Source organism: Candidatus Lokiarchaeota archaeon, assembly GCA_014730275.1.
Classification (GTDB): Archaea; Asgardarchaeota; Thorarchaeia; order Thorarchaeales; family Thorarchaeaceae; genus WJIL01.
On record WJIL01000009.1, the window covers coordinates 44,276 to 69,706 of the forward strand.

24 protein-coding genes are annotated in these 25,431 nt (G+C 44.3%); 14 read left to right on the plus strand and 10 right to left on the minus strand.

What is annotated here, in order from left to right; translation table 11 throughout:
* Positions 1-15 precede the first annotated feature (15 nt).
* From GF309_01255 to GF309_01265, 3 genes are all read left to right on the plus strand, one after another.
* The gene (locus GF309_01255) at positions 16-1,368 is read left to right on the plus strand and encodes a hypothetical protein (protein MBD3157390.1); all 1,353 of its coding nucleotides are present in this window, start codon (positions 16-18) and stop codon (positions 1,366-1,368) included.
* A 1-nt stretch (position 1,369) separates the two neighbouring features.
* Positions 1,370-2,704: a hypothetical protein gene (locus GF309_01260; GenBank protein ID MBD3157391.1), complete on the plus strand. Its 1,335-nt coding sequence runs from the start codon at positions 1,370-1,372 to the stop codon at positions 2,702-2,704.
* Between the two features lie 65 nt (positions 2,705-2,769).
* Positions 2,770-3,312, plus strand: a complete 543-nt coding sequence (locus GF309_01265; GenBank protein ID MBD3157392.1) for a hypothetical protein — start codon at positions 2,770-2,772, stop codon at positions 3,310-3,312.
* 52 nt (positions 3,313-3,364) lie between these two features.
* Here GF309_01265 and GF309_01270 read toward each other — a convergent pair whose 3' ends face one another.
* Positions 3,365-3,841 carry a ferritin-like domain-containing protein gene (locus tag GF309_01270; protein MBD3157393.1) on the minus strand — a complete coding sequence of 159 codons (477 nt, stop codon included), beginning with the start codon at positions 3,839-3,841 and terminating at the stop codon, positions 3,365-3,367.
* A 105-nt stretch (positions 3,842-3,946) separates the two neighbouring features.
* Between GF309_01270 and GF309_01275 the strand changes: the two genes are divergently transcribed.
* The 3 genes from GF309_01275 to GF309_01285 all read left to right on the plus strand — a co-directional run bounded on the left by GF309_01275 (position 3,947) and on the right by GF309_01285 (position 5,689).
* The gene (locus GF309_01275; GenBank protein ID MBD3157394.1) at positions 3,947-4,336 is read left to right on the plus strand and encodes a hypothetical protein; all 390 of its coding nucleotides are present in this window, start codon (positions 3,947-3,949) and stop codon (positions 4,334-4,336) included.
* Between the two features lie 162 nt (positions 4,337-4,498).
* The gene (locus tag GF309_01280; protein ID MBD3157395.1) at positions 4,499-4,744 is read left to right on the plus strand and encodes an NrdH-redoxin; all 246 of its coding nucleotides are present in this window, start codon (positions 4,499-4,501) and stop codon (positions 4,742-4,744) included.
* A gap of 6 nt (positions 4,745-4,750) precedes the next feature.
* A complete protein-coding gene (locus GF309_01285) occupies positions 4,751-5,689 on the plus strand; it encodes a thioredoxin reductase (GenBank protein ID MBD3157396.1) in 939 nt (312 codons plus the stop codon).
* A gap of 97 nt (positions 5,690-5,786) precedes the next feature.
* On the opposite strand, the gene GF309_01290 is transcribed toward GF309_01285, so the two are convergent.
* Together GF309_01290 and GF309_01295 are read right to left on the minus strand one after the other, a co-directional pair.
* Entirely contained in the window at positions 5,787-6,434 is a 648-nt protein-coding gene (locus GF309_01290) for a glutaredoxin (protein MBD3157397.1), read from the minus strand.
* A gap of 120 nt (positions 6,435-6,554) precedes the next feature.
* Positions 6,555-7,619 carry a leucine-rich repeat protein gene (locus GF309_01295; protein ID MBD3157398.1) on the minus strand — a complete coding sequence of 355 codons (1,065 nt, stop codon included), beginning with the start codon at positions 7,617-7,619 and terminating at the stop codon, positions 6,555-6,557.
* A 162-nt stretch (positions 7,620-7,781) separates the two neighbouring features.
* Between GF309_01295 and GF309_01300 the strand changes: the two genes are divergently transcribed.
* Positions 7,782-8,678 (plus strand): hypothetical protein, encoded by an 897-nt coding sequence (locus tag GF309_01300; protein ID MBD3157399.1) that lies wholly within the window; start codon positions 7,782-7,784, stop codon positions 8,676-8,678.
* A gap of 61 nt (positions 8,679-8,739) precedes the next feature.
* Positions 8,740-9,036, plus strand: a complete 297-nt coding sequence (locus GF309_01305; protein ID MBD3157400.1) for a hypothetical protein — start codon at positions 8,740-8,742, stop codon at positions 9,034-9,036.
* A gap of 164 nt (positions 9,037-9,200) precedes the next feature.
* Here the strand turns inward: GF309_01305 and eda are convergent, their stop codons facing one another.
* From eda to GF309_01330, 5 genes are all read right to left on the minus strand, one after another.
* Positions 9,201-9,830 (minus strand): bifunctional 4-hydroxy-2-oxoglutarate aldolase/2-dehydro-3-deoxy-phosphogluconate aldolase, encoded by a 630-nt coding sequence (eda, locus tag GF309_01310; GenBank protein MBD3157401.1) that lies wholly within the window; start codon positions 9,828-9,830, stop codon positions 9,201-9,203.
* A gap of 36 nt (positions 9,831-9,866) precedes the next feature.
* Complete coding sequence (locus GF309_01315; GenBank protein ID MBD3157402.1) at positions 9,867-10,862, minus strand: sugar kinase; 996 nt, start codon at positions 10,860-10,862, stop codon at positions 9,867-9,869.
* An 80-nt stretch (positions 10,863-10,942) separates the two neighbouring features.
* The gene (locus tag GF309_01320; protein ID MBD3157403.1) at positions 10,943-14,374 is read right to left on the minus strand and encodes a PAS domain S-box protein; all 3,432 of its coding nucleotides are present in this window, start codon (positions 14,372-14,374) and stop codon (positions 10,943-10,945) included.
* Positions 14,375-14,601: 227 nt separating this feature from the next.
* Entirely contained in the window at positions 14,602-16,947 is a 2,346-nt protein-coding gene (locus GF309_01325) for a formate C-acetyltransferase/glycerol dehydratase family glycyl radical enzyme (GenBank protein ID MBD3157404.1), read from the minus strand.
* A gap of 37 nt (positions 16,948-16,984) precedes the next feature.
* The gene (locus GF309_01330; GenBank protein ID MBD3157405.1) at positions 16,985-18,172 is read right to left on the minus strand and encodes an aminotransferase class I/II-fold pyridoxal phosphate-dependent enzyme; all 1,188 of its coding nucleotides are present in this window, start codon (positions 18,170-18,172) and stop codon (positions 16,985-16,987) included.
* Between the two features lie 74 nt (positions 18,173-18,246).
* Here GF309_01330 and GF309_01335 point away from each other — a divergent pair, with 74 nt between their 5' ends.
* Positions 18,247-18,720 (plus strand): hypothetical protein, encoded by a 474-nt coding sequence (locus GF309_01335; protein ID MBD3157406.1) that lies wholly within the window; start codon positions 18,247-18,249, stop codon positions 18,718-18,720.
* Complete coding sequence (locus GF309_01340; protein MBD3157407.1) at positions 18,721-19,389, plus strand: hypothetical protein; 669 nt, start codon at positions 18,721-18,723, stop codon at positions 19,387-19,389.
* An 11-nt stretch (positions 19,390-19,400) separates the two neighbouring features.
* Here the strand turns inward: GF309_01340 and GF309_01345 are convergent, their stop codons facing one another.
* On the minus strand, positions 19,401-20,546 hold the full coding sequence (locus GF309_01345) for a uroporphyrinogen decarboxylase (GenBank protein MBD3157408.1): 1,146 nt from the start codon (positions 20,544-20,546) through the stop codon (positions 19,401-19,403).
* A gap of 250 nt (positions 20,547-20,796) precedes the next feature.
* Here GF309_01345 and GF309_01350 point away from each other — a divergent pair, with 250 nt between their 5' ends.
* The 3 genes from GF309_01350 to GF309_01360 all read left to right on the plus strand — a co-directional run bounded on the left by GF309_01350 (position 20,797) and on the right by GF309_01360 (position 24,093).
* Positions 20,797-22,218, plus strand: coding sequence for an FAD-binding protein (locus tag GF309_01350; protein MBD3157409.1), 1,422 nt, complete (start codon positions 20,797-20,799; stop codon positions 22,216-22,218).
* A complete protein-coding gene (locus tag GF309_01355; protein MBD3157410.1) occupies positions 22,215-23,411 on the plus strand; it encodes a hypothetical protein in 1,197 nt (398 codons plus the stop codon). The genes GF309_01350 and GF309_01355 overlap by 4 nt, the downstream gene beginning before the upstream one ends.
* Positions 23,412-23,475: 64 nt before the next feature.
* Complete coding sequence (locus GF309_01360) at positions 23,476-24,093, plus strand: phosphoribosyltransferase (protein ID MBD3157411.1); 618 nt, start codon at positions 23,476-23,478, stop codon at positions 24,091-24,093.
* Positions 24,094-24,145: 52 nt separating this feature from the next.
* On the opposite strand, the gene GF309_01365 is transcribed toward GF309_01360, so the two are convergent.
* On the minus strand, positions 24,146-24,559 hold the full coding sequence (locus GF309_01365) for a hypothetical protein (protein MBD3157412.1): 414 nt from the start codon (positions 24,557-24,559) through the stop codon (positions 24,146-24,148).
* 96 nt (positions 24,560-24,655) lie between these two features.
* Here GF309_01365 and GF309_01370 point away from each other — a divergent pair, with 96 nt between their 5' ends.
* Entirely contained in the window at positions 24,656-25,414 is a 759-nt protein-coding gene (locus tag GF309_01370) for a hypothetical protein (protein ID MBD3157413.1), read from the plus strand.
* Positions 25,415-25,431: the final 17 nt, after the last annotated feature.

The following is a 25,431-nucleotide window of genomic DNA, read 5'->3' on the forward strand; positions in this document are numbered from 1 at the left end:
TTGTGATGGCGGTGGATGAAACTGGATTTCAGATTAGCGTTGTTCATTAGTGGTGGTCTTTCTCTAACTATACTTCTTATTTCGGTAGCAGTTTTTGCAAATCGTCTTCGTTCTGTCTATGATACACTTACGGAAAACACGAAACGGGCATTGATTTCTTTCGCAATGAGTGGGATTTTCTTGGCGATGGTTCCTCTACAAGCCATATTCTCCCCTAGGTTAGTTAGCTTGTGGCTTCCGGCGTTCCTTTGCTCTCTTATTATTTCGGAACTTCATTTGTTCTCCGAGTCTAGGACTGTAATATTGGGCGGAACGATTGTGAGTGTTTGTATTGGAATAGCCGTTGTTATTGAAACAATCCTTCGTTTGCAGGTAGATCTGATTCCTGTTATTCTCATTGCTGGTCTTAGCTCTCTGCTACTAGCCGCAACTATTCTGGGAGGCTATCTAGTAAAAACGAACCCATCACCATTCACTGTATCGATTTTTGTTTTGGTGCTAGTTTTCATTGGTACTTGGATTTCTGCAAGTTTAGGAAATGTTGCAACTAATCCCGAGTATTTTATGCTTGAAGCTGCTCCACTTCTAATCACCGCAGCTGTTCTGGGAACCATTTTGAGACCATGGCGCCTTATTATTTCCGTTGCTCTTGTTCTGTTAGGCATTGTGACTGCTATTTCAATTATCATCCCTTCAGCTATTGCTGGTGAAGTCGCCATTTGGATGTATGTTATTTGTGCTGTCTTTGCTGGTTTGGCATGTGTACTCCCACTTAACTACTTCATAAAGCAAGCACTGGATACAGGCACAAGAACGCCTCTATATACCTCGATCACACTCATTTCTGTAGCACTTCTAGCGATAACTCATTCCAATGCATGGTCTATTGCTCTCGAATTCGGAGTTTGGGATATCAATCTCTTGTATGTAGACTGGGTGATTGGAGTAGTCGCTGTGCTTTCCTTTACCCTTTCATCGGCATCTCTTCTCTATAGCGAGAGAATAACAAATTTGGTCATTGATGGTTTTGTTTTTGGAGGTGTGGTTTTCCTGACCTTAGGACATCCTTTTGTATCGGCCGGGCGATATCAGCTTAACCCTCTCTATCTGCCCCTCTCTTTTGTCATCGCGTCAGGCATAGTGGGGTTCATTTTGGTTGCATACAAACTAAGAAAAGCCGGTTCGGGAGGGGCTGCATCGCGCTTTATCCTTTTCAGTTTTGCTTCACTAAGTGTCGGTGTCGTTGCAATGTTCTCAGATATTTTTCCATTACCCTTGACTCTGTTTCTTATGGTCGCCCCTGGAATCATGCTGATAGCTGCAAGTCCCTACCGACCTCAGGTCTTTGGTGGAAAGGAGGCTGAATAGAGTGGATTTTGTCTTTGCTTCAATGATTGCTGGTCTAGTGACGTCATTACTGCTTGTAGTTTCTTTGATTGTTTACGCACGATCGGTTCATAGCGTGAAAGGAAGAATAGCCTCCAACACATTGCATGCACTCATTCTATTCGGTGGGGCCGGTGTAGCCTTAGCAGGGCTATCCGTTGCTTCCTCCCTGTATTCCGGCACAGCAGCCAATAGACCGTGGATTGTTCTCTTCTTCGCCTTTCTTATAGTTTCTCAGGTCAAGGTAGCCACTAAATCAAAGCGTATTCATTATGCAACATACGGTATTGTAATATTGGCAATTCTTTTTGGCATGGTTGTTGCACACGCCAGCCCGACTCAGACATCACCAATTCTTCTTTTCGTGTTGTCCATAATTTTCGCTGCCTCGTTACTGCTTTCGCTTTTCCTCCTCTGGGACTCGCCATCTCCCTTCTCTGCGGGAATGTTGGTTCTCTTAGCTGCATTTCTAGTCTCTTGGATTTCTATTGTTTCGGGGATTTTTCAGCAGAACCCCGAGTATTTCTTGGTTTTATTCGTACCTGCTATTATTGACAGTGCGTTATTGGCATCAATGCTAAAACCTTGGAGAAGAATTATCACACTGGTCGTGCTATTCACGGGTATTGTTGTAGGGACTTCGATGTTCATAGCATCTTTTTTGGCTGGAGATACACGAATTTGGCTGCTCACGGTATTCTCATTTTTGGCGGCCTTTTCGGCTATTGGTGGAATTGATTTCTTTGTCGAGCAATACCAAGAAACTAGAGCTAGGATTCCTGGTTATATTTCCATTTTCTTGGTTTCACTTTCTTTGTTGATCATCAATCATATCATTTTCTTTGGAGTGTTTGAAACCTATGGGCATAATGACTGGAACCTGCTTTATCTTGAATGGGTTATTGGTGTTGTCGCTGCAGGCGCATATGTCATGACATCGATTCAACCAATGGTTTCTACAGGAACAAGCAAGTATGCGAGACGTTTCGTTTTAGCATTCATGGCAGTTATGACTGTACTTGGCAATGAATATGTGCGATACGGAAGGTGGGTTTACGACGATATCTTTCCGCTTCTGCTATCTTTTGTCGGTATAGGTGTTATTGGTTATATTCTGGTTGTAAGAAGACTGCTTGATTCCGGCAACCGTAATGCTGCGGCTAATTTCGTGGGCCTAATGACTGGAGCTCTTGCAACCGCATTTGTAATAGAGTACTCAGACAATCTGCCATTTGTTGTAACGTTGATTCTGTTGATTATTACGACGGTAATGATTTATCGCAGCAGTCCCCGTGAGTTTTCATTTCTCACCGAATAAATGAGACAGAAATATCAGAATCAATTATATATTCGAGGTTTTCTCGTACATAAAATGTGGTCTTTATGCCTATAATGAAGGCGGTTGTACTAGGAGATACCGAGTGTGGCAAGACTTCCTTCACTATGCGTTGGACCACAGGATCTTTTCCTAATCCAGAAATGCTGAAGACTACCGTTGGAGCCAGCTTTGATACTAAGAAAGTAACCCTTCCTAGCGGCCGGGATGCGACATTATCCATCTGGGATTTCGGTGGTCAACGTAGATTCATCGATACGTTGAAAAGCATGATTCGCGGTGCGAAAATAGGCTTACTCTTCTTCGATGTCAGTAAAATGGCTACTCTTGATAACTTGTTCAGATACTGGGTTCCCGCCATCAGCGAAAATACACGATTCGATTTAAAAAATGGGGACGGTGAGCGATTCATCGTAGTTGGCAATAAAATCGACTTGCTAACTCCGCCGTTTGACGAAGTTTGTGATGAAATGGATCGTATGGCCGAACCCTATGGAATGAAAACTAAACTGATTTCTGCGAAGACAGGGGTTGGAATTGAATCACTTGACTACGAGTTTCTAAAAGTCGCAGACAGATTTCTGGATTAGCTGGCTGCTATAAGCAAGCAACCAATCCCAACCTATGCCTTTTGGTATACAGCTACCCGCCAGGGCTGCCATGCCAGGGGCTGTCCTTCCAGAACGCATCCCATATCATATCTTCAGTAAGCGTTTCTGGTTCTATCATAGTCTTGTGAAGTTCTTTAAGCAGATTATGATGTCGAATCTCGTCTTCACGAATCATGGACGCTATAGACTTCACCTGTTGGTCATCGCTTTCATTCGTTAACTTCTCATATGTCTCGATTGCTTTCGCTTCAAGCTTGATGTGTTTCTCTATGCCGTCTGCAATCTCATCACGTTCCTCCTCACTAATGAATGGCGTCGGACCTTCAACAGCTTTCCGTAACGAAGTTAGCAGCGCTGCATGCTTCTTGGAATCCTGAGCTATTCCCAACAACATCTGCTTCACAAAGGCATTACCAAGCTTGTCTGTTGTCTCCTCAACTATCTCAATGATCTTGTGTTCCAGTTTGATCTGGTTGTCAATGAAACGAAGTGTTTCTTTCTCATTCACGGGCTTCGCACCTTCCGAGATAGTAGTGGCGAGCATTTGCATTAATACTCTTTGTTCTACCATAAGACACGTTTCGGGCAATATTGATATTCAAGTGATACATGAATGACCTACGTATTCCGCAAAAACCACAAGGAACGAAGAAAGATGCCGCGAAAAAAGAACAACACGAAGAGGAACGCACTGATTGTCTTGGTGCTTATTGCTGTTGGAGGAGTAATTGCATGGCATGATGGACTGTTTGGTATAACCGCCATCAGGGACATAAACCAAGGCGAACTTGACACTGGTACCAATGTGAGAATCAAAGGCGAGCTAACAGCTATTGTTGGAAACTTGATGACAGTTAGTGATGGGGATGGCCACACTGTTGCTTTCAGCTGGTCTGGTGACAAACCAGCTCTTGGATCCATCGTTGTGGTAAGTGGAGAAGTTAGCTCATTCATATCCCTTAGCGATGTATCTTCTGTCTGGGCTGTATGGATTTTCAAGTAGCTAGGGATAGTCTCTTGACCGAAAACCCATTGGAGCACTGCGAAAGCACATACCCGTCACAGTGCTCGTGCATTTTCGTATTGCTCCGCCTCCTTTTCTAAATCCTGAGCGTAGCTTGGCAAAGCTTTTTCTTATCAAAATCAGGTGGAGACTCGATTCAACATGAAAGTCGAAGTATACACCGCGCCCGAAGATCCAAACTCTGACCAACTCAAGGAGTTCTTAGAGAATAGAGGTGTCAACTACGAAGAGAAATGCGTGGTGACACAACCGGAGCTTTTCGACGAATTGGTTGGCAGAACCGGGCAAGGCTCAGTACCTGCTTGCATCGTTGAAGGTGACATCTTCGTCGGCTTCGATTCTCGAGTGAAGCGGAGACTGACTCAGGCTCTGGATAACAACAGGTGACGCTGTTTGTACGACTTCGCAATCATTGGATCTGGAGTCACAGGGTATGGTGCTGCCATGTACGGCGCTCGACTGGAGATGCGCACTGTGGTAGTGGGAGATGAAGAAGGGGGAACCATAACCCTCACTGATGAAGTTTCAAACTACCCCGGTTTCATACAACTGACAGGCACAGAACTTGCAGAGAAACTGAAGGAACATGCTCTGGATTATCCTGTGGATCTTGAGACCGGTAGAGTAGTTGATTTGTTTCGTTGTGATGAAGGTTGTTTTTATCTTGTTACCAAGTCAAGGACATATGTATCTAGAACCGTCCTGATTGCGACGGGTATGGAAGATAGAGAACTGGATGTTCCGGGACATGATGAATTCAGGAATAGAGGTGTAAGCTATTGCGCTCTTTGTGATGGGCCAATATTTCGAGATAAAGAGGTTGCAGTGGTCGGAGGCAGTGATAGCGCAGCCAAAGAGGCTTTGTTACTCACCAAGTACTGTTCGAAGGTGTACATTATCTACCGAGGGGATAAGATTCGCCCTGAACCTATCAATGCGGAGAGAGTAGAAAAGTCTGACAAGATTGAAGTTCTTACGAATACCAATGTCACCGAGATTTATGGAGATCGAAGCGTCTCGGGAGTGAAGCTGGATAATCCCTACAATGATTCTGATACTCTCGAAGTTGAAGGTGTTTTCATTGCCATAGGCGGCATCCCGAATTCAGAGCTTGCTAAGAAAATCGGGGTTGAAGTTAACGACAAGGATGAAATCATCATCAACCGAAAGAGCGAGACGAACGTTGAAGCTGTTTTTGCTGCAGGTGATGTTGTAGATACAGAGTTCAAACAGGCCATTACGGGAGTTGCTGAAGGTGTTCACGCAGCCTACCAAGCATATCGCTACGTTAACGAGAATGAGTTCATTTATGCTCGCCAGCACAAAGAATAGCAGAAAAAAGCTCAATCTACTCTAGCCACGTATGCAGTACCTGGCGAATTCCTTTGAATCTGTTTGACAAAGAGTTAGGTGTTTGTCTTCTTTTTGGTCACTCTTCAGTTGCCTCGTATAATTTGTCAACGAATTCGTTTGGTGTGATATTACCCTCGGCTGTGATTACTTCGTTGAAAATCGCTTTGGGAACTCCGAAAACCTCATACTGCTGAGCTAACTCCTTGAATTCCAATGATTCTATCATGTCTGCTTCTATTTTCGGATTGATTATGGCTGCTTGATGTGCAAGACGAACTACGTTGGGGCAATAAGGGCATTGAGGTGTTGTAAATACCTGAACATGAACAGCCCTGTCTATTGCTTCGATATCCGCGACCATTTCGTCAGGCAAATCGACAGACCCTGTAGATACATTGATTATATCTGAAATGAGTGCTCCAAACTCATGGCCTGCTGGGATTCCATAGAAACGCACTTTGTATTTTTTCTCACCATGAAGAACAATAGCAGGGGTAAACCGTATACCCATCTCCGTTGCAGTTTCCTTTTCCTGGGGGAAACTGTGCTCAACTAATTCAATCTTGTCGGAAACTTCCGCAACGTTGCCAGTGAGACCTCTCGTGTCATTACAGTAAAGGCAATCATGATCCTCTAAGAAAAGATGCATGGTAACTTGGTTTTCAAGTGCCTTGAACCTCTTCTCAACCTCTTTTCTCGTTTCTTCGTCCATTTCAACAACCATTGGTCACCATCTCTAAGCATGTACTCTATCAGTTCATTATATTCGTTTCCACGATTCTGTCATAAGGCCAAATCCAGATGGGGGGTTAGCGAAGACTGTTGGTTTCTATCTTCTAAATGACTAAATCCATGCAATTCTGGATTTCTCCATGAGCTTTTCCATTGCTGGGGGGATATCTTCCCTGTCTTTGCACTTCTTGTCAGCCACAAGCTCAGCGTCTTCTGGCAATATCACATCGATGAGATCAGGGCACTCGAACAGCGGCGTTAAATCCACCTGTTCAAATTCATTTTCTTCCTGTTCATGATGGCTATAGATATAGAGTTCCTCAAGATTCTTACATTCTGAGAGTGGTTCAAGTGAAATTTCGCTGAGCTTATTTCGGGAAATATCCATGCTGTAAAGCGCAGAGCACTCTGATAGAGGCGTCAAGTCTATCTCTCGGAGCTTATTCATGGCGATTCCAATTCTCCCCAAATTTTCGCAGCTTGATAATGGTTCCAAGTTAATTTCTTCCAGTTCATTGCCTCCAAGTCTCAGGATGTGCAGTTTCGAATCCGCAAGTGGAGTCAAATCGAGGGCCTCCAGATAGTTGTGATGGAGATACAGGTAGCGGATCCCTTCTGCATTTTTTAGTGGGGCAATGTCTATCGAGCGTAATTCATTATACATGAGATTCAATTGCTCAAGCTCATTACAGTTTTCCAAGGGTGATAGGTCCAAACTAGTGAGTAGGTTATTGGCAAGTTCCAATCGATATAGATGAGGACAGTTGGCTAAAGACTGAAGACTTACCTCTCTCAACTTGTTATTGAATAACCGTAGGCTTCGTAATTCCGTACATTTTGCTAATGCAGAAAGATCAACATCTTCCAAAATATTAGTCCCCAAGTTAAGCTTCTCTAGATTCTTACATTCCCTCAAAGGGGCTATATCCAAACTTCTGAAGCTATTCTTAGATAGGTCTAGATTGCGAAGATTAGAACAAGTACCCAGAGGCTCTAAGTCAATTGCAGTAAGCTTGTTCCCGTCAAGTTCTAGCTCAGTAAGCCGATTACAATCCTTAAGCTCTGAGAGATCTATATCTTCAATGGATTTCTTCCGCAGATTAATCATACCATTTTCAAGGCTGGCTGTTTCGGATACTCCGTCTGTTGTCGTGTAAGAAACACTGCATTCTGTCAATATTTTATCCTCTCATCCTGAACCTAACGTATTTGTTCGTGTTAGCGATACTATTTCAGCCTTACTTCTGCTGAGCTTAACACAGATACGACTGCATACGCTTATCATAAAAATCAATAATGTTTATATTATGAAATGTACTTTTGAGTAGTGGGGATTTCAGTGAAATCGAGTAAGAGCATATTGATGAAAATTGTCTTTATCCTGTTCCTTATGATTGCCTTCTGTCAGAATGGAATAACTACTGTTTCAGCACCACCTATACTCTCAGTGCAAAGAACGGGATTCTTCCTCTCGAACGAGACAAATGCAACAATCGACAATGGTGCCCTCACAGTTGGTCTTTCAGTCCTAACAGCTGATGAGGGCAATTTCAGCTATTCTGTGAATATGAATTATTCCTTCCATATACGGAATACTATGGCAAAGAACCACAGCATCGTCCTTGCTTATGCTACTGTTGGCGGTTATAGTGATTTTGTTTCTCCTTTCAAATGGTATGTGGAACCTTCAGGAGAAAACTACACGGCTTCTCAGCATGAATGTACAAATCTAACAGTCCATAATTGGGCTGATGAGGCTGGGATCTATCATCTTATCAATGTGACAATGCGCCCCTTTTCCACTTCTGACATAGATATAGACATTCACTATGATTTCTGGGTCGTAGCTGACTACTTCGACTTTTCTACGGGAGTTGGCCAAAACTTGCCATGGAAATCATCTGCCATGCAGTCTGTCGTAATTTCTATTATGAACAGGACACTATTCGAAGGCATTGATTTCCAGACAAATGAGAATTTGGCAATCTCCACTTTTGAAGAATCGAAGAATGGAACGTGGAATCTGAATATGACCAGATATCATGAGGATTTCCTAATAACCAGACTGAAGCAAAATACTTACTTGCCACCTAGGTCTCCTGTATGTACTCCTGTCGTAGCGGTGGCTGTGGTGTTGATTACTCTGGCGGTTGGATTTTTTGCTCTATGTCAAGAAAGAAAAGCTAAGTCGATGGTACGACTTGGCACAAAGACCAATCTACATCATATTGGTTAGGTTTAATACACAAGAGGCATTGTAGAGACAGAGAAATCTACTGATAAAGGTGAGAAAACAATTGACCAAGTGGAAAAAGCATCTAAAAGAAGTAGACGAGCTTAGGGAAAGAAATAGAGAGCTGGATATGGAGACAGCTCAACGTCTCGATGACATGTTGGCCGACATCAAAGATACTGGGAAAGCTGTGAGTCTGGAATTTCTTAAGGATTTTCTGCGACTACGTCCATCCGATGATGATGCCATACAGGAACTGAAAATGAAGCTCCAAGTAAAAGATGATGTCATCCACCGAGTAATCATTGACGACCAAGACCAATCTGTCTACGTTGCTTTCAACACACCTACTAGAGAGTAGTAGAACCGTGTATCAGCAACCTTTGGGAGATACGGTAGCTTCGAAAAATGCACAAAGATGCGGATTAGAAACCGATCTGCCTACACAACAAGGATATGTAGCTTCTTGAGTAAACGAGCTCCCCGAGTATCTTAACTCGGGGAGTGAATTCACCTGCAATTAGATTACTGCCGATATTTGCTGATAATCGACAGGAAATCCTCTACGTTTTTGGTTATTACATCGAAATTGGCTTCTCGAATTGCCTGTTTGTCGGTTATTGCGCTTCCAACACCCAAGGCGAAAGAACCAGCTTCGAGTAGTGATCCTGCATTTTCAAGGTTAACCCCGCCAGTTGGCACCAAGGGCACCTGAGGCAATGGTGCGCGTACAGCTTTGATATAGGAGGCCCCTCCAAGGTTCTTGTTTGGAAAGACCTTCACTGCATCCGCCCCCATTGTATACGCATCTAGGATTTCAGTGGGCGTCAAAGCTCCAGGTATGCATGGCTTAGCGTAGCGTCTGGATGTCTCGATGAGCTCCCTGGAATAGATGGGGCTGACAATGAACTCGCTACCTGCAAGTATGGCTTTTCTAGCAGTTTCTGCATCAAGAACAGTTCCCGTACCCACAAGAACGTCATCACCGATTTCTGCAGTCAACTCTTCTACCACTTCTGCTGCACCGGGGACACTGAAGGTCACTTCGATGATATTCACACCACCCTCAAGAAACGCATCAGCAACCTTGAAGGCGGTATCTGCTGATTCTACTCTGATAATGGGAATCAGAGCAGTATCGTAAATCAGATTCATGGCTTCCTGCTTGTTCCACATTCTCCTCTCACCGTTCTATCGCTTGATTCGAAGTCCTCTCTCGTATCCTTCTACCAGGTCTTCGACTTCAGATTTATCAACGAAGGCTAGGTCGCCGGGTAGTGTTTGTTTGATTGCCGAGAATGCGGATCCGAAATTAACTGCTTCCTGCAAATCTTCCAATTCTAGGTATCCGTAGATGAATCCCGCACTGCAAGAGTCTCCTCCACCAAGTCGATCAACCACTTCGATTTCATACTTGGGACTCCTAAAGACCTCTCCATCGCTGTATGCAAAGACAGACCAGTTGTTTTTCAGGACTGAGGGTGTCTCTCTTAGGGTTATCACTACTACCTCGAAGCCAAACTTGTCAGACAGTTTCTCTGCAACTTCTTCGTAGTTGTCGCCTGTGATACCATACACCACTTCTGTATCTTCTTCGGTGGTGATCAGAACATCAATGTATTCCGAAGCTGGGTCCGTAAACTCATTTGCTTCTTTAGGTGTCCATAGTTTTCCCCTATAGTTTACGTCATATGAAACCTTGACATCATGCTCTCGAGCAGCCTTGAATGCTTCCATGGTTACTTCAGCACAACTATCACTCAGAGCCGGAGTGATACCGCTTGTGTGGAAGAGCTTGGTACCATCAAACACATCATCCCAGTTGACCTCTCCTTTCTGAATCTTGCTAATCGCAGAATGCTTTCGGTCGTAAATGACTCGATTTGTTCGTGGTGCTGCACCGAATTCAACAAAATAGACGCCACAGCGGTTCTCAGAATCCCAAAGAATGTGCGATGTGTCTACACCATGTTCACGCGCTTTATTCCGAATAAAATGTCCAACCGAGTTATCTCCCAGCTTGGTAACATAGGCCGAATCCAATCCAAGCCGTGAGCACGCAACTGAGACATTCATTTCTGCACCTCCCGCATTAGCATCGTAGCTGTTGGTTTGCTCGAACCGCTGAAAATCGGGTGGTGATAGTCGCAGCATTACCTCTCCAAAAGTTACAACATCATACGCCATATTGCATCATCTCGCATTAAACTCATGTTAAATGAACTGTGTTAAAGCTGTCGTTAAGAATTTTAGAATGTTTTAGGATGCTAATCCCCATCTGATACCTTTGGCAACCAAATACGAAACTCGGTACCCTGTTTTGGTTGGTTTCTTATTCGGTCGTGAATAGATATTTCAGCTCCGTATTTGTCCGCAATTCGCAGGGCCTGAGGTATTCCAACCCCTCCATATCGTCGATTCGAATCGAAGATGGCCTCTTTCTTGGACTCGGGAATACCAGACCCGTTATCAATGATTGATATTTCGTATCCCTTTCCCAGTTTTTCTATTTGGATTCTCACATATGGGTTGCTTTTATTGTTGTGAATAGCAGAATTCTCAAGCAGGTTCATAAGCAGGTTATAGAGATAATCGTCTGCCTCCACTATTGGTGAATCAACCTTTTTAATTAGTTCTACATCCATATAAGGGTAGGATGCCTTAAAGTCAGAAAGCACAACTCCCATTATATCCGAAAGTGATATTTCTCTCAATGGGGCAAACAGGAAACCTCTCATACTATTTACTTTCTGAATCAGATGAGTTGCATCGTTTGAGGCTTCTATGATAGTATCGAAGAAATGATCATCTTTCGATTTTGCAGGCTGGTCTCTTAGAATATCAACGGCCATGATTATTGCCTGAAGATCATTTCTTATGTCATGACCCATCACATCGAGATACAGATTCGCTGTCTCAGCTGCGGTTCTAAGATTCTCCTCCATTTTCTTGCGTTCAGTTATATCAATTCCAGATGAGATGACTCCTGTGATATTGCCTTCTCCATCATACAATGGTGAATTTCGCCATTCTACTATTCGTTCGTTCCCTTCTTTTGTGAGAATGGGATTTTCCATTCTCTCAACATCTTCCCCATTGCCATTTCCCAAGGACTGCAGAACTTCTCTAATGCTCTGACGCAGTTTTCGCGGAATGAAAGAATCAATCCAGTTCTTTCCGATGAGTTCCTTTTCTTCATAACCCAGAATTGAGCAGCCCTTGTCATTTATCGTTTCAATGTGGCCATCCGGATCCAAGATGACCATTATTGAACCCGCAATGTCGAGGTACTTCTGAGCTAGGTCGCGTTCTTCTCGCAATGCTCGTTCTGCTCTGTAACGGTCCGTAATATCACGGATTGTGGTATAGAATTCGGAAGGCTCTTCATGTTCCAAATAGGTCAGAGGAACTGCCCTCATAATAACCCATCTCCGTTCATTCTTTTGTTTATTCTGTATTTGATATACTAAGTCCTTCGATGGTTTTCCGGTTCTCAAGCAGATATTGAGAGGTATTTTACTTGGGGGCAATCTATTACCTTCTTCTGTTCTGAGCGGGATGCCTAGTTCCTGTATCTTAGAATTCAACCCCTCTTTCTCGGTAATTCCCAGAATTTCGCTAGCTGATGGATTCATTGATTTGATTTTTCCGTCAGAACCATGGAAAAGAAAACCCAAATCCATCGATTTAATGAGTGTCCGATATCTCTTTTCACTCCGTAGAAGCTTGCGTTGATCCCTTTGCTGTTTCGTAATATCACGGATTTTTGTTAAAATGTGAACTATTTGTCCCCCTTTCTTCACAGGCACTTTCGTAGTTTCTGTGTAAATGGTCCTTTGCCCCACCTGATTTCGCTCACGGGTTTTGTGGACTATTCCAGCTTGAAACACTTGCCGATACTCTTCAATCGCTGTTTCATCGAGAAATGGAAATGCGTTCGTGACCCTCACTCCCACTATGTCACTGCGAAGTCCGAGCTCTTCCAGCCATTTCCTGAGAGCAGGATTTGTCAATGTGATTCTAAGATTATCATCTATCACGTGCATTGGGTCGTCCATTGCTTCAAGTGTTGTTCGATACTTCTCTTCGCTCTCTTCCAGTGCCTTGAGCGCCATTATCTGTTCTGTTACATCTTGGAGCTGAATCATAATGCCTTTGGGCTCAGAATTGCCAGTTCCTCCGAGCGGTGTGATTAGTGTTTCTAGATACACTATCCCTTCTCTGGATGTTTCATAGAGATTATGCTTCTGAACGAGAGAGAAATCAAACTTGGAATCAAATCTGTATGGTTCCCTGTTACGGATTTTCTCCTTGATATGTTCGGGTGTATTAGGGTCTTTCAGCAGATTGAATCCGATGATGTCCTCTTCGTCTGATACGCCAAATATTTCTTGAGCGGCGGAATTGGCTCGAATGATGCAACCTTCGTCATCCAGAATTTCAATTCCAATTGGTGACTGTTGGAAAAGAGCAAAGAACCGTTCTTGGCTTTTCTCCAGGGCCTTCAATGCTTGCTTCCGTTCGGTTATATTCTCAATTTGAACCATGAACCTCTCAATATCTGATTCATTATCCATTCTTAGAGGGGTAATATGCGTTTCAAGGTTCACTACTCCTGATTTGCTTGTTTCATACATTTTACGCTCCCTAACCAGAGAATAATCGAATTCAGATTCGTATGAAACCGGCTCACGATTCCTTATCTTCTCTTTCACATAATCTGGAGTGTTTGGGTCCTCGAGCAAACTAAATCCTAACACCTTTTCTTCGCTATCAACACCGAATATTTCCAATGCGGCTTCATTAGCTCTTACGATTTTGCCCTCAACATCCAGTATTTCCATACCGATTGGAGATTCATTAAAAAGCGAGCGGAACCTCTCTTCGCTCTCTTCAATTGATTTTAATCTTTCCTTTTCTCTAGTTATATCGTAAATCACTGCAGCTATACACCAAGGAGAGCCATCACTCCTATATAGGAGCCATGTGCGAATTCGTGCTGGGAATCGGGAGCCATCTTTCCTGATGTATTCCTTTTCGTAAAGGCCTGAATAGCCTCTATCAATCACCTGAGAGTTGTAGATTATTTGCTCTTTTTCATGGTATTCTTCTGGCGTAACATCATGGTATGTAAGCTGTGAGAGCTCATCATTTGTATATCCGATCATTTCTTGAAATGCACGATTTGTCTCTATGAAATGACCATTCATATCTGTGAAGGCTATCCCATTCAAACTTGTCTCAAAAAGTACTCTGTACTTGTGCTCAGTTCTTTTCACCCTTTTCTGTGCTTGTACACGGTCCGTTACATCAAGGATTATCCCGCTCAAATACTGTAATACACCCCTCTCATTCCGGACTCCTTTTCCTCTTTCTTCTACCCACCTGATTTCCCCTTCAGAATCTATAATCCGGTAGTCAATTGCAAAATGGCAGTTATGTTCAACTCCATGCTCAACCTCTTGTCTTACATATGAACGATCATCAGGATGAATGATGCTGTTGTAAGAACGAACTTTGTTGTCTATGAAATCTGATGCAGGGTATCCAGAGATGTCTTCGATCCCGTCACTCAGCCAGTGCATGGTCCAATGCTTATCCATGGCGCACTCATAGACTGCCCCATGAATATTGTCAACTAGGGTCCGGTACTTCTTGTCAATTTCTTCGTGGCCCCTTTCACATTTTTTCGAGTCCATTTCGGAATTAGTCCCCTAATATTTCCGACCAAATCGCATTGCCAATTGGCACTGATTGAGTATTTTGCAGCATTTCAGATTGCGGATATATCCCTCTGAGCCATCGGATAGCGGAATATAGCTCTTTAGTTGTAATTTTAGTCTTTTCCCGATAGCATCCTTCAAAAGAAAAGTTGAAGAGCCTAATTTTTGTTGTTTTTAATACATAGACATTCATATGGGCAGCGCTAGTTTCCTGCAAATTCAGTTCTAGTTATTATTTCCTCTTGTACAAATGGATCTAATTCGATGAAATACGCGCTATACCCAGCTACTCGAACTATAAGGTTCCTATGCTGTTTTGGATGAATCTTTGCTTCTTCAAGGGTCTCCCTGTCAACTACATTGAACTGAACGTGCAAGCCACCTAGTTGGAAATAGGCATTCACCAGCGAGATGAATTTCTTTCTATTCTCTCTATTCTTGAATATGCTTGGCGTGAATTTCATATTGTAAAGGGTTCCATTGTAACAGCAGCCATGATCCAGCTTGGCAACGGATTTCATTGCTGAAGTAGGGCCTTTTACATCCCTATTCTGTGTTGGAGATACCCCGTCAGAGAGCATGGTACCGGCTTTACGCCCATCCGGTGTTGCGCCAACACGCTCGCCCATTGGAATATACATCGACACCGAAAAGAGCGCCCCATGATAGGGTGCATCTCTTGTAGTCATCTTGCTCTGAATAGTTGTACAGAACACTTTTCCAGTCCTTTTTGCCAATTCGTCTACTTCGTCAATGTCGTTTCCGTAATTGGCGACCTCGTTTTCAAATCTGACTCTGAGAGCTTCGTTCTCATGGTAGTTGTTGGCGAGTACATCCAGTAGAGTGCTCATATCGAGCTCTTCAGTTCTGAAGACGAATTCACGTATGACTTGGAGTGAGTCTGCCACATTGCCAATTCCGACGCCCATTATGCCTCCACTATTGTATTTTGAGCCGCCCTCTTGCATTGTCACGCCCTCTCCAATGCAATCCTGCAGGAGAGCCGAAATGAAAGGTGTTGGTTTCTCATCTGCAAGTACTTGGGCTGCCATTCTGTCAGCTCTGGTAAGAAGACTAATGGCGTGTTTCAGCTGCGATTCATAAGCTTCCCAGAGTTCTTCAAGAGATTCGAATTCACGAGGATTTCCTGTTTCTATGCCAACTTGCATACCCGTGATTGGGTCAGTACCATTATTGAGTGTCACCTCGAGAATCTTCAGGAGATTGACATATCCGATATTTGGGCGCACATCTGATTTCCCTTCAACAATGGGCTCAACGCAACCGAGAATGGAATAATCGTAGGCTTCATTCTTTTCGACCCCCTTTTTCACCATCATGGGCATGATGATTTCATCATTGAATAGACCTGGCATGCCCAAGCCCTTTGAGATGAGGTCTGTGACTTTGAGTTTGTACTCCTCGGGAGTATCCGGGTGCCAACGGAAGGAAACGGTTGGTTGAGTCAGGTGGATGTTTCCAGTTGCCTCAATAATCAAATCGGTGAGTTCGTTACATGTATCCTCACCTTCGGCGTTCTGACCCCCGATAGTCAGGTTCTGGAACATCGGATGCCCTGCAAAGGCTCTGCTATAATACTCATCTCTCAACTTGATCAAAGATGTGAATTTAATCCAGAGCATTTCGATAAGTTCTGTTGCTTCTTCCTCAGTAAGCTTACCCGATTCGATATCTTGGTGGTAGAAAGGTAGCATATACTGGTCGAATCGACCTGCGGATATTGAATGGCCATTGGATTCGGTCTGTACAAGAAGGTGAATGAACCAGAATGACTGCAGGGCCTCCCAGTACGTACGCGCCGGTTTTTCGGGTACTCTTCTACATATATTGGCTATCGATTTCAGTTCATCTTTTCGCTGAGAATCGGTCTCACGAGCCGCTAGGTCTTCAGCCCGTTCAGCGAATCTATGTGCGAATTTGATTACTGCCTTTAGTTCGATTTCTACGGAGCGGTAAAACTCCTGTTTATTTTTGTCTCTTGGATATTTCTGCTTCAATGATTCTACCCGTTCGAGGATTGATTGTAAACCTTGGTTTAGTACTTCTCGATAATCAACAGTAACATGACCGATTCCTGTGCCTGGAGCCCCGATAGTGAACAAGCCTGCTTCTGCCGCTTTCTTTGCTTCTTCAGGCATCTTCTCATTGCAAATTTCTGCTGTACTCTTGCCTTCCCAATACTGGAACACTTCTCTAAGGGTATCCTTATCGGTTTCACTAATCTGGAAGGGTTCCGTTTCTCGTTCGCTAAGAGTATCCAGCTCGTCGTTTATCCATGTCCAGCTGTATTCCGGAAAAACCTGACATGAACGTGGTGTCGGGCCCATATTGCCAACAATTCGCTCTTCCGGTTCTATTCGAATTGTCATGTTTTCAAGCACGTGCTCAAACGCCTTGGCAAGTCTGAGCATCTGGCTTTCATCTTCATGCTTCCTTAGATACTCTGTGAAGAGATTAGCACGTTCAGCAGAAAGAGTTGGTGACGCCTCAAGCATTCGTCGCTTCATACGCTGGGTTCTCTGGGTCATTTTCGGAAATCACCTTCTCTGAGATTTCTTCGTTCTGCTAATTCAATAGCGTTGGAAGATAATCGCCGAGTAGATCTAGTGCTTTGTTGATTCGTTCTGTAGATGTTGCATAGCAAAGCCTCAAGAAACCTTCACCGAAGCGTCCGAAAGCTGAACCATGAACGGTTACAACTTTCGTGTTTTCAAGAATGTCTATGGCAAGGTCCCATGATTTCTTTCCATATGCTTGCACATCTGGAAAGGCGTAGAATGCTCCTCCTGGAGCTGCAAGGTTTATTCCTTCGATTTCCTTCAGTCCTTCAACCATGATTCTTCGTCTTCTAGTGAATGTTTCTCGCATCTCTGTTATGCAGTCCTGTGGGCCTTCTACTGCTGCTTGGCCGGCTTTCTGAGATATTGAAGTGGGCATGGCAATCACATGCTCTTGAAGATGAACCATGGCGTCTATGATTTCCTCTGGCCCCGTTGCGAAGCCGATTCGCCAGCCTGTCATTGCGTAGCTCTTTGATAATGAGAAGAGCGATATCGTACGCTCTTCCATACCGGGTAGAGAACCTATCGAAATCGGCGCTTCATCAGTGTAGTAGTACTTCTCGTAAGCTTCATCAGAAAGAACGTAAAAATCGTGCTTGATTGCTAAGTCTGCAATCTTCCGAAGTTCATCCTCTGTTGTAATCCCGCCTGTTGGATTGTTTGGGCTATTAACAACGAGAAGCTTGGTCTTGTCTGTAATCAATTCCTCGATATCTTCTGCCCACATACCAAAATCATGTTCCTGCTTCAATTGAATCGGTACTGGTTTTCCCTCAGCTAGCTTAACGTGTGCGTAATGGCTCACAAATCCAGGATCGGGATACATGACTTCGTCACCTGGTTCAACCAGCACCATGTTCGCAAGCAAAAGGCCGCCCATTCCTCCAGCTGTACAAATGACTTGACTAGTGGGATCTATGTCAATGCCATTGTCTTTCTTGGCTTTCTTTGCAAATGCTTTTCTGACCTCCATAAGCCCCGCATTGTGTGTGTACTTTGTATAGCCTTGGTCTATCGCTTCTTTGGCAGCCTCTTTGATATACAGAGGTGTATCAAAATCGGGAACTCCTGCTGTTAAGTCAAGCACATCGCTTCTCTCTAGGGCCATGTTGTACATTTTGCGGATTTCGCTGTGCGGCACGGTTTGGTTTCTTTTGGCCAACATTGCTTGCACCGACGTGTTTAGTTCCATGGTCGAGTCTTTTATATCATATTAAAGGGGCTTTATGTCTCGTTAGAGTTAGTTAAACAACTACGGTGAGGTCAATGACAAAACCCACAGCTGATGAAGTTCGAAAAGCCAATATGGAAACTCTTGCTGCCGCCCACGCTGTATACGTGGAATCGATGCGAGAATTTGGTGGCAAAGAGGGGCTTGAGAAATTGGGAGAGGCGAACCGAATCCATGGAAAGGAACTGGGTGAAGGTGCCATAGAAGATGGAGCACTTAGGAAAGGCGACCTTCGCTCTATATACGAATTCTTCGAAGCTGCTCATCCCTTCTTTGGTTTCGAAATTGAACTGCTTGATGTGGACGAGCATTCATTGCGCCTGAAAGTACATTCCTGCCCATGGATTGAAACTTTCAAGTCCAAAGGCGCACAGGAAAACATCTGCCAATGGGTCTGTAAAATGGATGAGGGAATTGGGCAGGCGGTCAATCCAGATTTAGAAATGACCATACCGAAGTGTATGATGCGCGGCGATGATTACTGCATCTATCATTGGGAGGAATCCTGATTGACCAACAAGAAGACCGACCTCTTGAAACGCGTTCTGAAACTTTACGTAGCGGCTGTGTCAGACGCAGCTGATGAGCTTGAACTCTCTCCGGTTTGCATGGATCGAGAAATCCGCCCGGTTACAAAAAATACACGAATGGCTGGATTTGCTCGCACAGGGAAACTCGTTCGTGCCCCGGTTCAGAGACCGTATGACGAAGAACAATTACATGATTTCATGAGTTTGGCAACGCAAGCCAAGAAAGGCGATTTGGTAGTGATAACTAGCTCCGGTGCAAATGATTGTTCTGTTTGGGGGCAAGTGCTTACCCGAATAGGAAAGCCGAAGGGCTTGCAAGGCGCTGTTGTGGATGGCACTTCTCGGGATATTCATGATATTGATCGAATGAATTTCCCTGTGTTTGCTCGTGGAAGACACCCCGCAACAATGCGCGGACGCCTTGATATGGAATCAGTTGGTGAGCCAATAGTCTGCGGTGGTATTGTTGTCAAACCTGGAGATCTTATTTTTGCAGATGGAGATGGAGTTGTGGCAGTACCTCGGGACCACGCTGAAGACGTTATTTCAGCAGCAGAGGAGGTAGTTGGAACTGATACTTGGTGGGCCGGAAAACTCGAAGAAGGTGAAGACCCTCATGACCTTCATGAAGAAAAACCGATTCCGTAATAGCTAGAGAACTATAGCGAAATTGGATAGGTTCCCTTCTCTTTCGCATAGTCGTACATATGGACAACTTTCTCCGGTGTAGAATCAGGCTGTATGTTATGGGCAGGAGCAAGGATGTAACCTCCCTCTGGAGCAAGGGCCTTGATTCGGGTCTCTATCTCATTCTCAAGATCCTCAATCGTTCCAACAGCAGACATAGCCTCCTGTAAATCAATGCCACCATGAAATGTGAGGCGATTCCCATACTTCTCTTTCAGTTTGAACGAGTCCATACCCTTGGCAAGCGGCTGTATAGGATTGAGAATATCCACCCCCACCTCCATGAGATCCTCAATCATAGGTTCAACGGCACCACACGAGTGGTACATGACCTTCACGTTTGGAGCCCGTTTGTGGATATCTTGGTATATCTTCTCGTGTCTAGGCTTGATATGCTCCCGATACATTTTCGGTGACATTATCAATCCATTCTGATGACCTAAATCATCCCCCACAAGCACGATGTCGAGGTACTCCTTGGTTTCATCAAGTAGGACTCTGTTCATCTCCAAAGCGAGATTCATCGATTTGTCCATCATGGCAGCTGCTAGCTTCGGTCTTGACATCAAATCAATGAGGAACTTCTCAAATCCGCGCATGTAGTGCGCACATATTTCGAATACCCCCCATGGGCCTCCAACCATTCCTACAACTGCGTAATCCGTTTCTTCGTGGAGGTATTTGGCTCTCTCAACAACGCCCTCCATTCGTGCTGGATCTTCTGGGTCGGGCCAGTCATAGTTTTCAACTTGTTCAACCTCGGTGAATTCAGCCCATGGATGGTGTAGTATCTCCCAATACAAACCTACCCATTTTCCACGAAAACCAAATTCTGTATCCACGGTACCATCAGGATACTCTGTTGGTTCGAAATCTGATCCTGGTTTCATGTATACTCGTCTGAAGTCTATATGAAGCCGCTTAAGCATTTCTTCAGAAATCATCCATGAACTCATTATTCCCCATTGTTGCGTTTGTTCTGCTTCAATTCCAAGATACTCACGAGCGCTCTTGTGAGCCTGTGGAGTGATCCACATATCTAATGGCACGCGATCTGGTTCTTCATGATTATATGCTTTGTAGAATCTCTTTCGCGACTTCATGGCTTCTTTCACCATCTACATATCCAAGAACGTTTTTTAATATCACCTTAACAGCCCCTGAAGACGAGACAATCTTCCATCAGTACATTTGGACCAGTTGTTATTGCTATTCTTCTCTATTTCATATTCTCTATGCAGAGCGTCCATGCGTTCAATAGAAACGCTTTCGAGGTTTTGGCATATTTGGGGCATGTAATGTAATACTGGCTGCTTCGTTCTCTTAATCCTAAATTAAGTATCCAAACCAGACCGCAGACTTTAATTGATGTTTATGTTATCACGCGATATCGTGGGTGCTATGCCAGAGCCTGACACAGAGACGGTCACAAAACTACTTGGTGAAATCGTTGGCTCGGAACGAGTGACTGACAAGGATTTTGATATCATTGCATATTCTCGTGATTTGAGTCCTGCCAAACCAAAGAAAGCTACACATATCGTGATGCCTGAATCAAGAGAGGAAATCCAGAAGATTCTCGCATTGGCCAATGAGCATGATATTCCAATCTATCTCCGTGGTGGTGGAACCTCTCATTGGGATGCTTTTCTACCTCAGGAACCCGGTATCCTGCTGGACCTGTCACTGATGAACGAAGTCCTTCATATCGATGAGCGGGATCTTACCGTGACTGTCGAGCCTAATGTCACTTGGGCTAAGCTTGACAAGGAACTGCGGAAACACGATCTTACCTATCTGTGTAGTGAAGCGGGCGGACCTGCAATGACCGTCGGTGGGTCTGTTATGAAAGCGGGCGGAGGACCCCACGGTACGGCGAAGTTTGGTTTCCATGGCAACTCTGACATTATCAGTCTTGAAATGGTTTTGCCAAATGGTGACGTAGTCAACACAGGATCAGCCGCCTGGCCGAGTGCTGGCAAATTCAAACGGCAGTGCTTGGGGCCTGATGTTGCTGGTCTCTTTATCGGTGCTGAAGGAAGTCTAGGAGTGTGCACCGAGCTAACCCTGAGGATTCGGCCTACCTCTGATTACAAAGAACGCTTGTTCATGATTATGCCGACGCTGGATGAAGTTGTTGAAATTGGCCATTTCATCAATTATCACGTTGGCGATGAATTATTGAATGGCTTCTATTTGGCTGTTGACCCGGCTGCGCCCGAAACCTTTGTTGTCATGATGGATATATTTGGCTACGAAGAGGAACTGATTGAGCATCGTAAGGAAAAGATAATCGAGAAGGTTGAGGAATTAGGGGGAGAAATGCAGGATAGTGCTCCAGCCGATGATTACTACGATCGGATTCTAACAGGCCTTACTGATATCTTCGCAGCTGGTGTTTGGCACTTCTTCGGTTCTGGCTCCTTGCGGATTGATGATATCAAGTTCCTGTATGATGTCTGGAAGGAGGAGCTGATTGAGAAACGTGGTTACAGGAAAGCTGCGTTCGGTGGCCAAGTTCTCCCTAGGAACTGGCTTGCATTCATGGTAGCAAACTATGAGGAGCCAGAAGAATGGGACGAGATGATGGAAATAGCGGACGAAATCAATGAAATTGTATTAAACGGGCCTGTGGTTCCGTACGGTATTGGAGGAAAGCATGGACTCCGTCCTTTCCTACGGGCACGGGACACTGGATACTACCGGCTTCTGAAAGAAATCAAACGAACGGTTGACCCGAACAACATACTCCAACGTGGCATATTTTTTGCAGAGGAGGATTTAGAATGAGAATCGAGAAATACGCCGATATGATATACGCCTGCGGTCGATGCAACTTCTGCCGAGGCTTTGATTTTGATAACAGATGTCCGCAGCTCAATCTACAGCGTTGGGAATCCGCCACGGGTAGAGGAAAGATGGCTATTGCTCGAGGGCTTCTGGAAGGCGATTTGGACTACACAGAAGATCTAGTTCCGCGTATATTCGGGTGTTTCATGTGTGCTAGATGTACTGAGGAATGTAAGAAAGCCGCTGAGATTGACATACTTGCCATTACAAAAGCCATGCGTGCTGATTTTGTCGACAATGATGTACCTATTCCTGAAGGCGGGGATCACATGGCAGAAACCGCAATAGAAAGTGGCAATATCTTTGCTGATACACCTGAAGCTCACACAGCGTGGGCTGAAGGACTCAAGTTCACTAAAGGCTCTGGTATGCTTTTCTTCCCTGGTTGTCTGGCAAGTCATCGATTCAAAGAGAAGACAAGAATTCTGGTGCGTGTGCTTCAAGAAGCTGGTTATGAAATGGATTTGCTCGAGGGCGAAAAAACCTGCTGTGGAACCCCGTTCTGGGTGACAGGAAAAGATGACAAAGCGGAGGAATGGGCTGCAAATTTCCTGAAGCGACTCGAAAAACGAGGCGTAGAAGAAATCATCACTCCATGTCCAAGCTGTTTCAGAGCTTTTGATGAAGTATATCCAGAGCTGCTAAACGTAGAGGAATTTCCGATTAAGGTTAGACATACAAGTGGAGTACTTGAAGAAATTGTTGAAGAAGACAGGCTTGATTTGAAGAAAGAAATCAACAAGAAAGTAACCTACCATGATCCCTGCGAGATAGGTAGATATCGTGATATCTACGAACCCGCTCGGAATGCTCTGAAGGCGATACCTGGGCTTCAACTTGTGGAAATGGAGCGAAATCGTGATGAAGCCTTTTGTTGTGGAGGTGGCGGCGGTATCAAAATCATGGATGAAGATGCTTCCAACGAAATCGCCGTGGAGCGGCTACAGGATGCACTAGATACTGGAGTAGATTTGCTTAGTACCATTTGCCCTGCTTGCGAGCTGAACCTTACACATGCAACTTACATCGAAGACGTTCATATGCGGGTACTTGATGTGGCTGAGCTCTTAGCTGTCTCAGCAGGTATTGAAGACGAAGAGATTCTTGATCCATATTACTTCCCTGAGGATTGAAATGGCGAGTGAAATGAGACAAGCCGGTGGATAATGTTTTTACAACGTGTTCGGACTGCAGGGTATGGAGACGAGCTTTGAATACGTAGGTTGGGAACGCCTTTACGAACTCTGCTTCCGGCTCTATGAGCGAATAACTAGGACCGATTTCGTGCCTGATGCTATTATTGGAATCGCTCGAGGTGGGTGGGTTCCAGCGAGAATCTTGTCAGATTTATTTTTCATGAATGAAACTGCAAATGTTAAAGTTGACCTCTACAGAGGGATATTTGCTCGTGACAAAGGAGCGAAGGTAAGCCAATCAATCCCCGATGAATGTGAATGGGATGACCCTCTAGTCGTTGATGATGTATCGGATAGTGGTGAGAGCATGATAGCCGCGCTTGATCATCTTCGGGATCGTGGTCTCAACGATATGAAGACGGCTTGCTTGCACATGAAACCGGGTACTAATTTAGTGCCAGATTTCTATGTGGAGGAAACAAGCTCGTGGATTGTGTATCCTTGGGAGCTGAAAGAATTTGTATTTACCTATGCTACTCAAATAGCAAAGGAGGATGCATCACTGGAGGATATGGAGCAAGATTTACTGGATCTGTATCTGCCCCTTCACTATGTACGATTCTTTCTGGAACAGTGGAAAGAACGTGGTGGGCGTGATGCATTCGAGATGAAGCAGTAAAAGAAGTGAATCCAGTTGCGTTTCTGACCACTTTTTGGTTGAGGGTACAGATTCAGGCTCCACCAACAGCAGCTATCATGAAGACCACTATATCGCCATCATTTAGTTTCGTGTCATAACCTTGGTGTGCAACCATATTCTGTCCATTCACCAGAACTATGGCTTCCCTTCTAAGGGTGGTATTGTCCTGTTCGTCTAGATAGACTTCGAACCTGTCCTGATATGATTCACGGAGGTCTTGCATCAACTCCCTTACCGTCGCATTTTCTTGTGTCTTGAAGCTGAATCTCTTATGCTCGTGAGGCTTTAGACCCTTATTCAGAAGCTTTACGAACAGTTCAGTCAATGGTGGTTCTCCTTTTGGTTTTGGGCCATATTTCGAATTAAAGTTTATTAACATGTAGTTTGGGCATGTCATCTGTATGCTGTTAAGAATCAGCAAGACTTTGTAGCATACCGACGACAAAACATTAATCTGTATGCTTATGATTTCGATTTAGCTAAACCTAGTACAAAGCTCTTCTGGGGCGTGACTCCTATTACAGAAAGCAACAGAACTACATTGAAAGAATGGCTTGCAAAGAATGCACGTGAAGATCCTATTCACTACAGAGACATAGCCGAGGAACTTGGGAGAGACCCCCGGTCGGTTTCTGCTTCGCTTTCTATCGAGAAACGGAATGCTGAGGAAGAGAATAGGCCAGCGTATTTTGTTAGAGTAGCGCCTGGACTGTATCGCTACAATGATTTATGCGAGGGGGCTGTTGACGAAGAGCTTATCTCCGAGGTTAGGCACAGAGCTGATGACTTTAACAAGGCAACACGTGCGAAAATGCGAAAGAGAATTGCTGAACTCTCCTTCGATGCATTTGTTGAGCTAGCCAAGATTGTGATGGTCAACATTCGAGCACGAGTAGAACATGATGAAGATCTTTCTGCTGTAGAACGATACGACAATACTGTAGTCTTTTTGAACTCCTGGCGAGATGATTCGGGCGATAGCACAGTTGTGTTTCATGTCAAAAAATGTGATTATGACGAAGAAATTGGTCCGGATACTATTCAGAAAATCCGTGGAATGCTTCCCAAGTATCGGGCGAATCAGGGCGTTCTCATAACAAATGGCAAGGTAAACAAGGAAGGTCGTGACGAAGCCCTTGGTTATGATCCTGGTGGATTCAAGGTTTCTGTACCGCCGGTACATCTGATGGATATAGAAATTATTCTTAACGTTCTGACTGAAAGCAGAACAGGCGTGAAGTCTCGAAAAGTAGAAGTTCTGCTCCTCGATGAAAGCTTCTTTGATAGTCTATCTCTGTAGGCTTGATGCTTTACAAG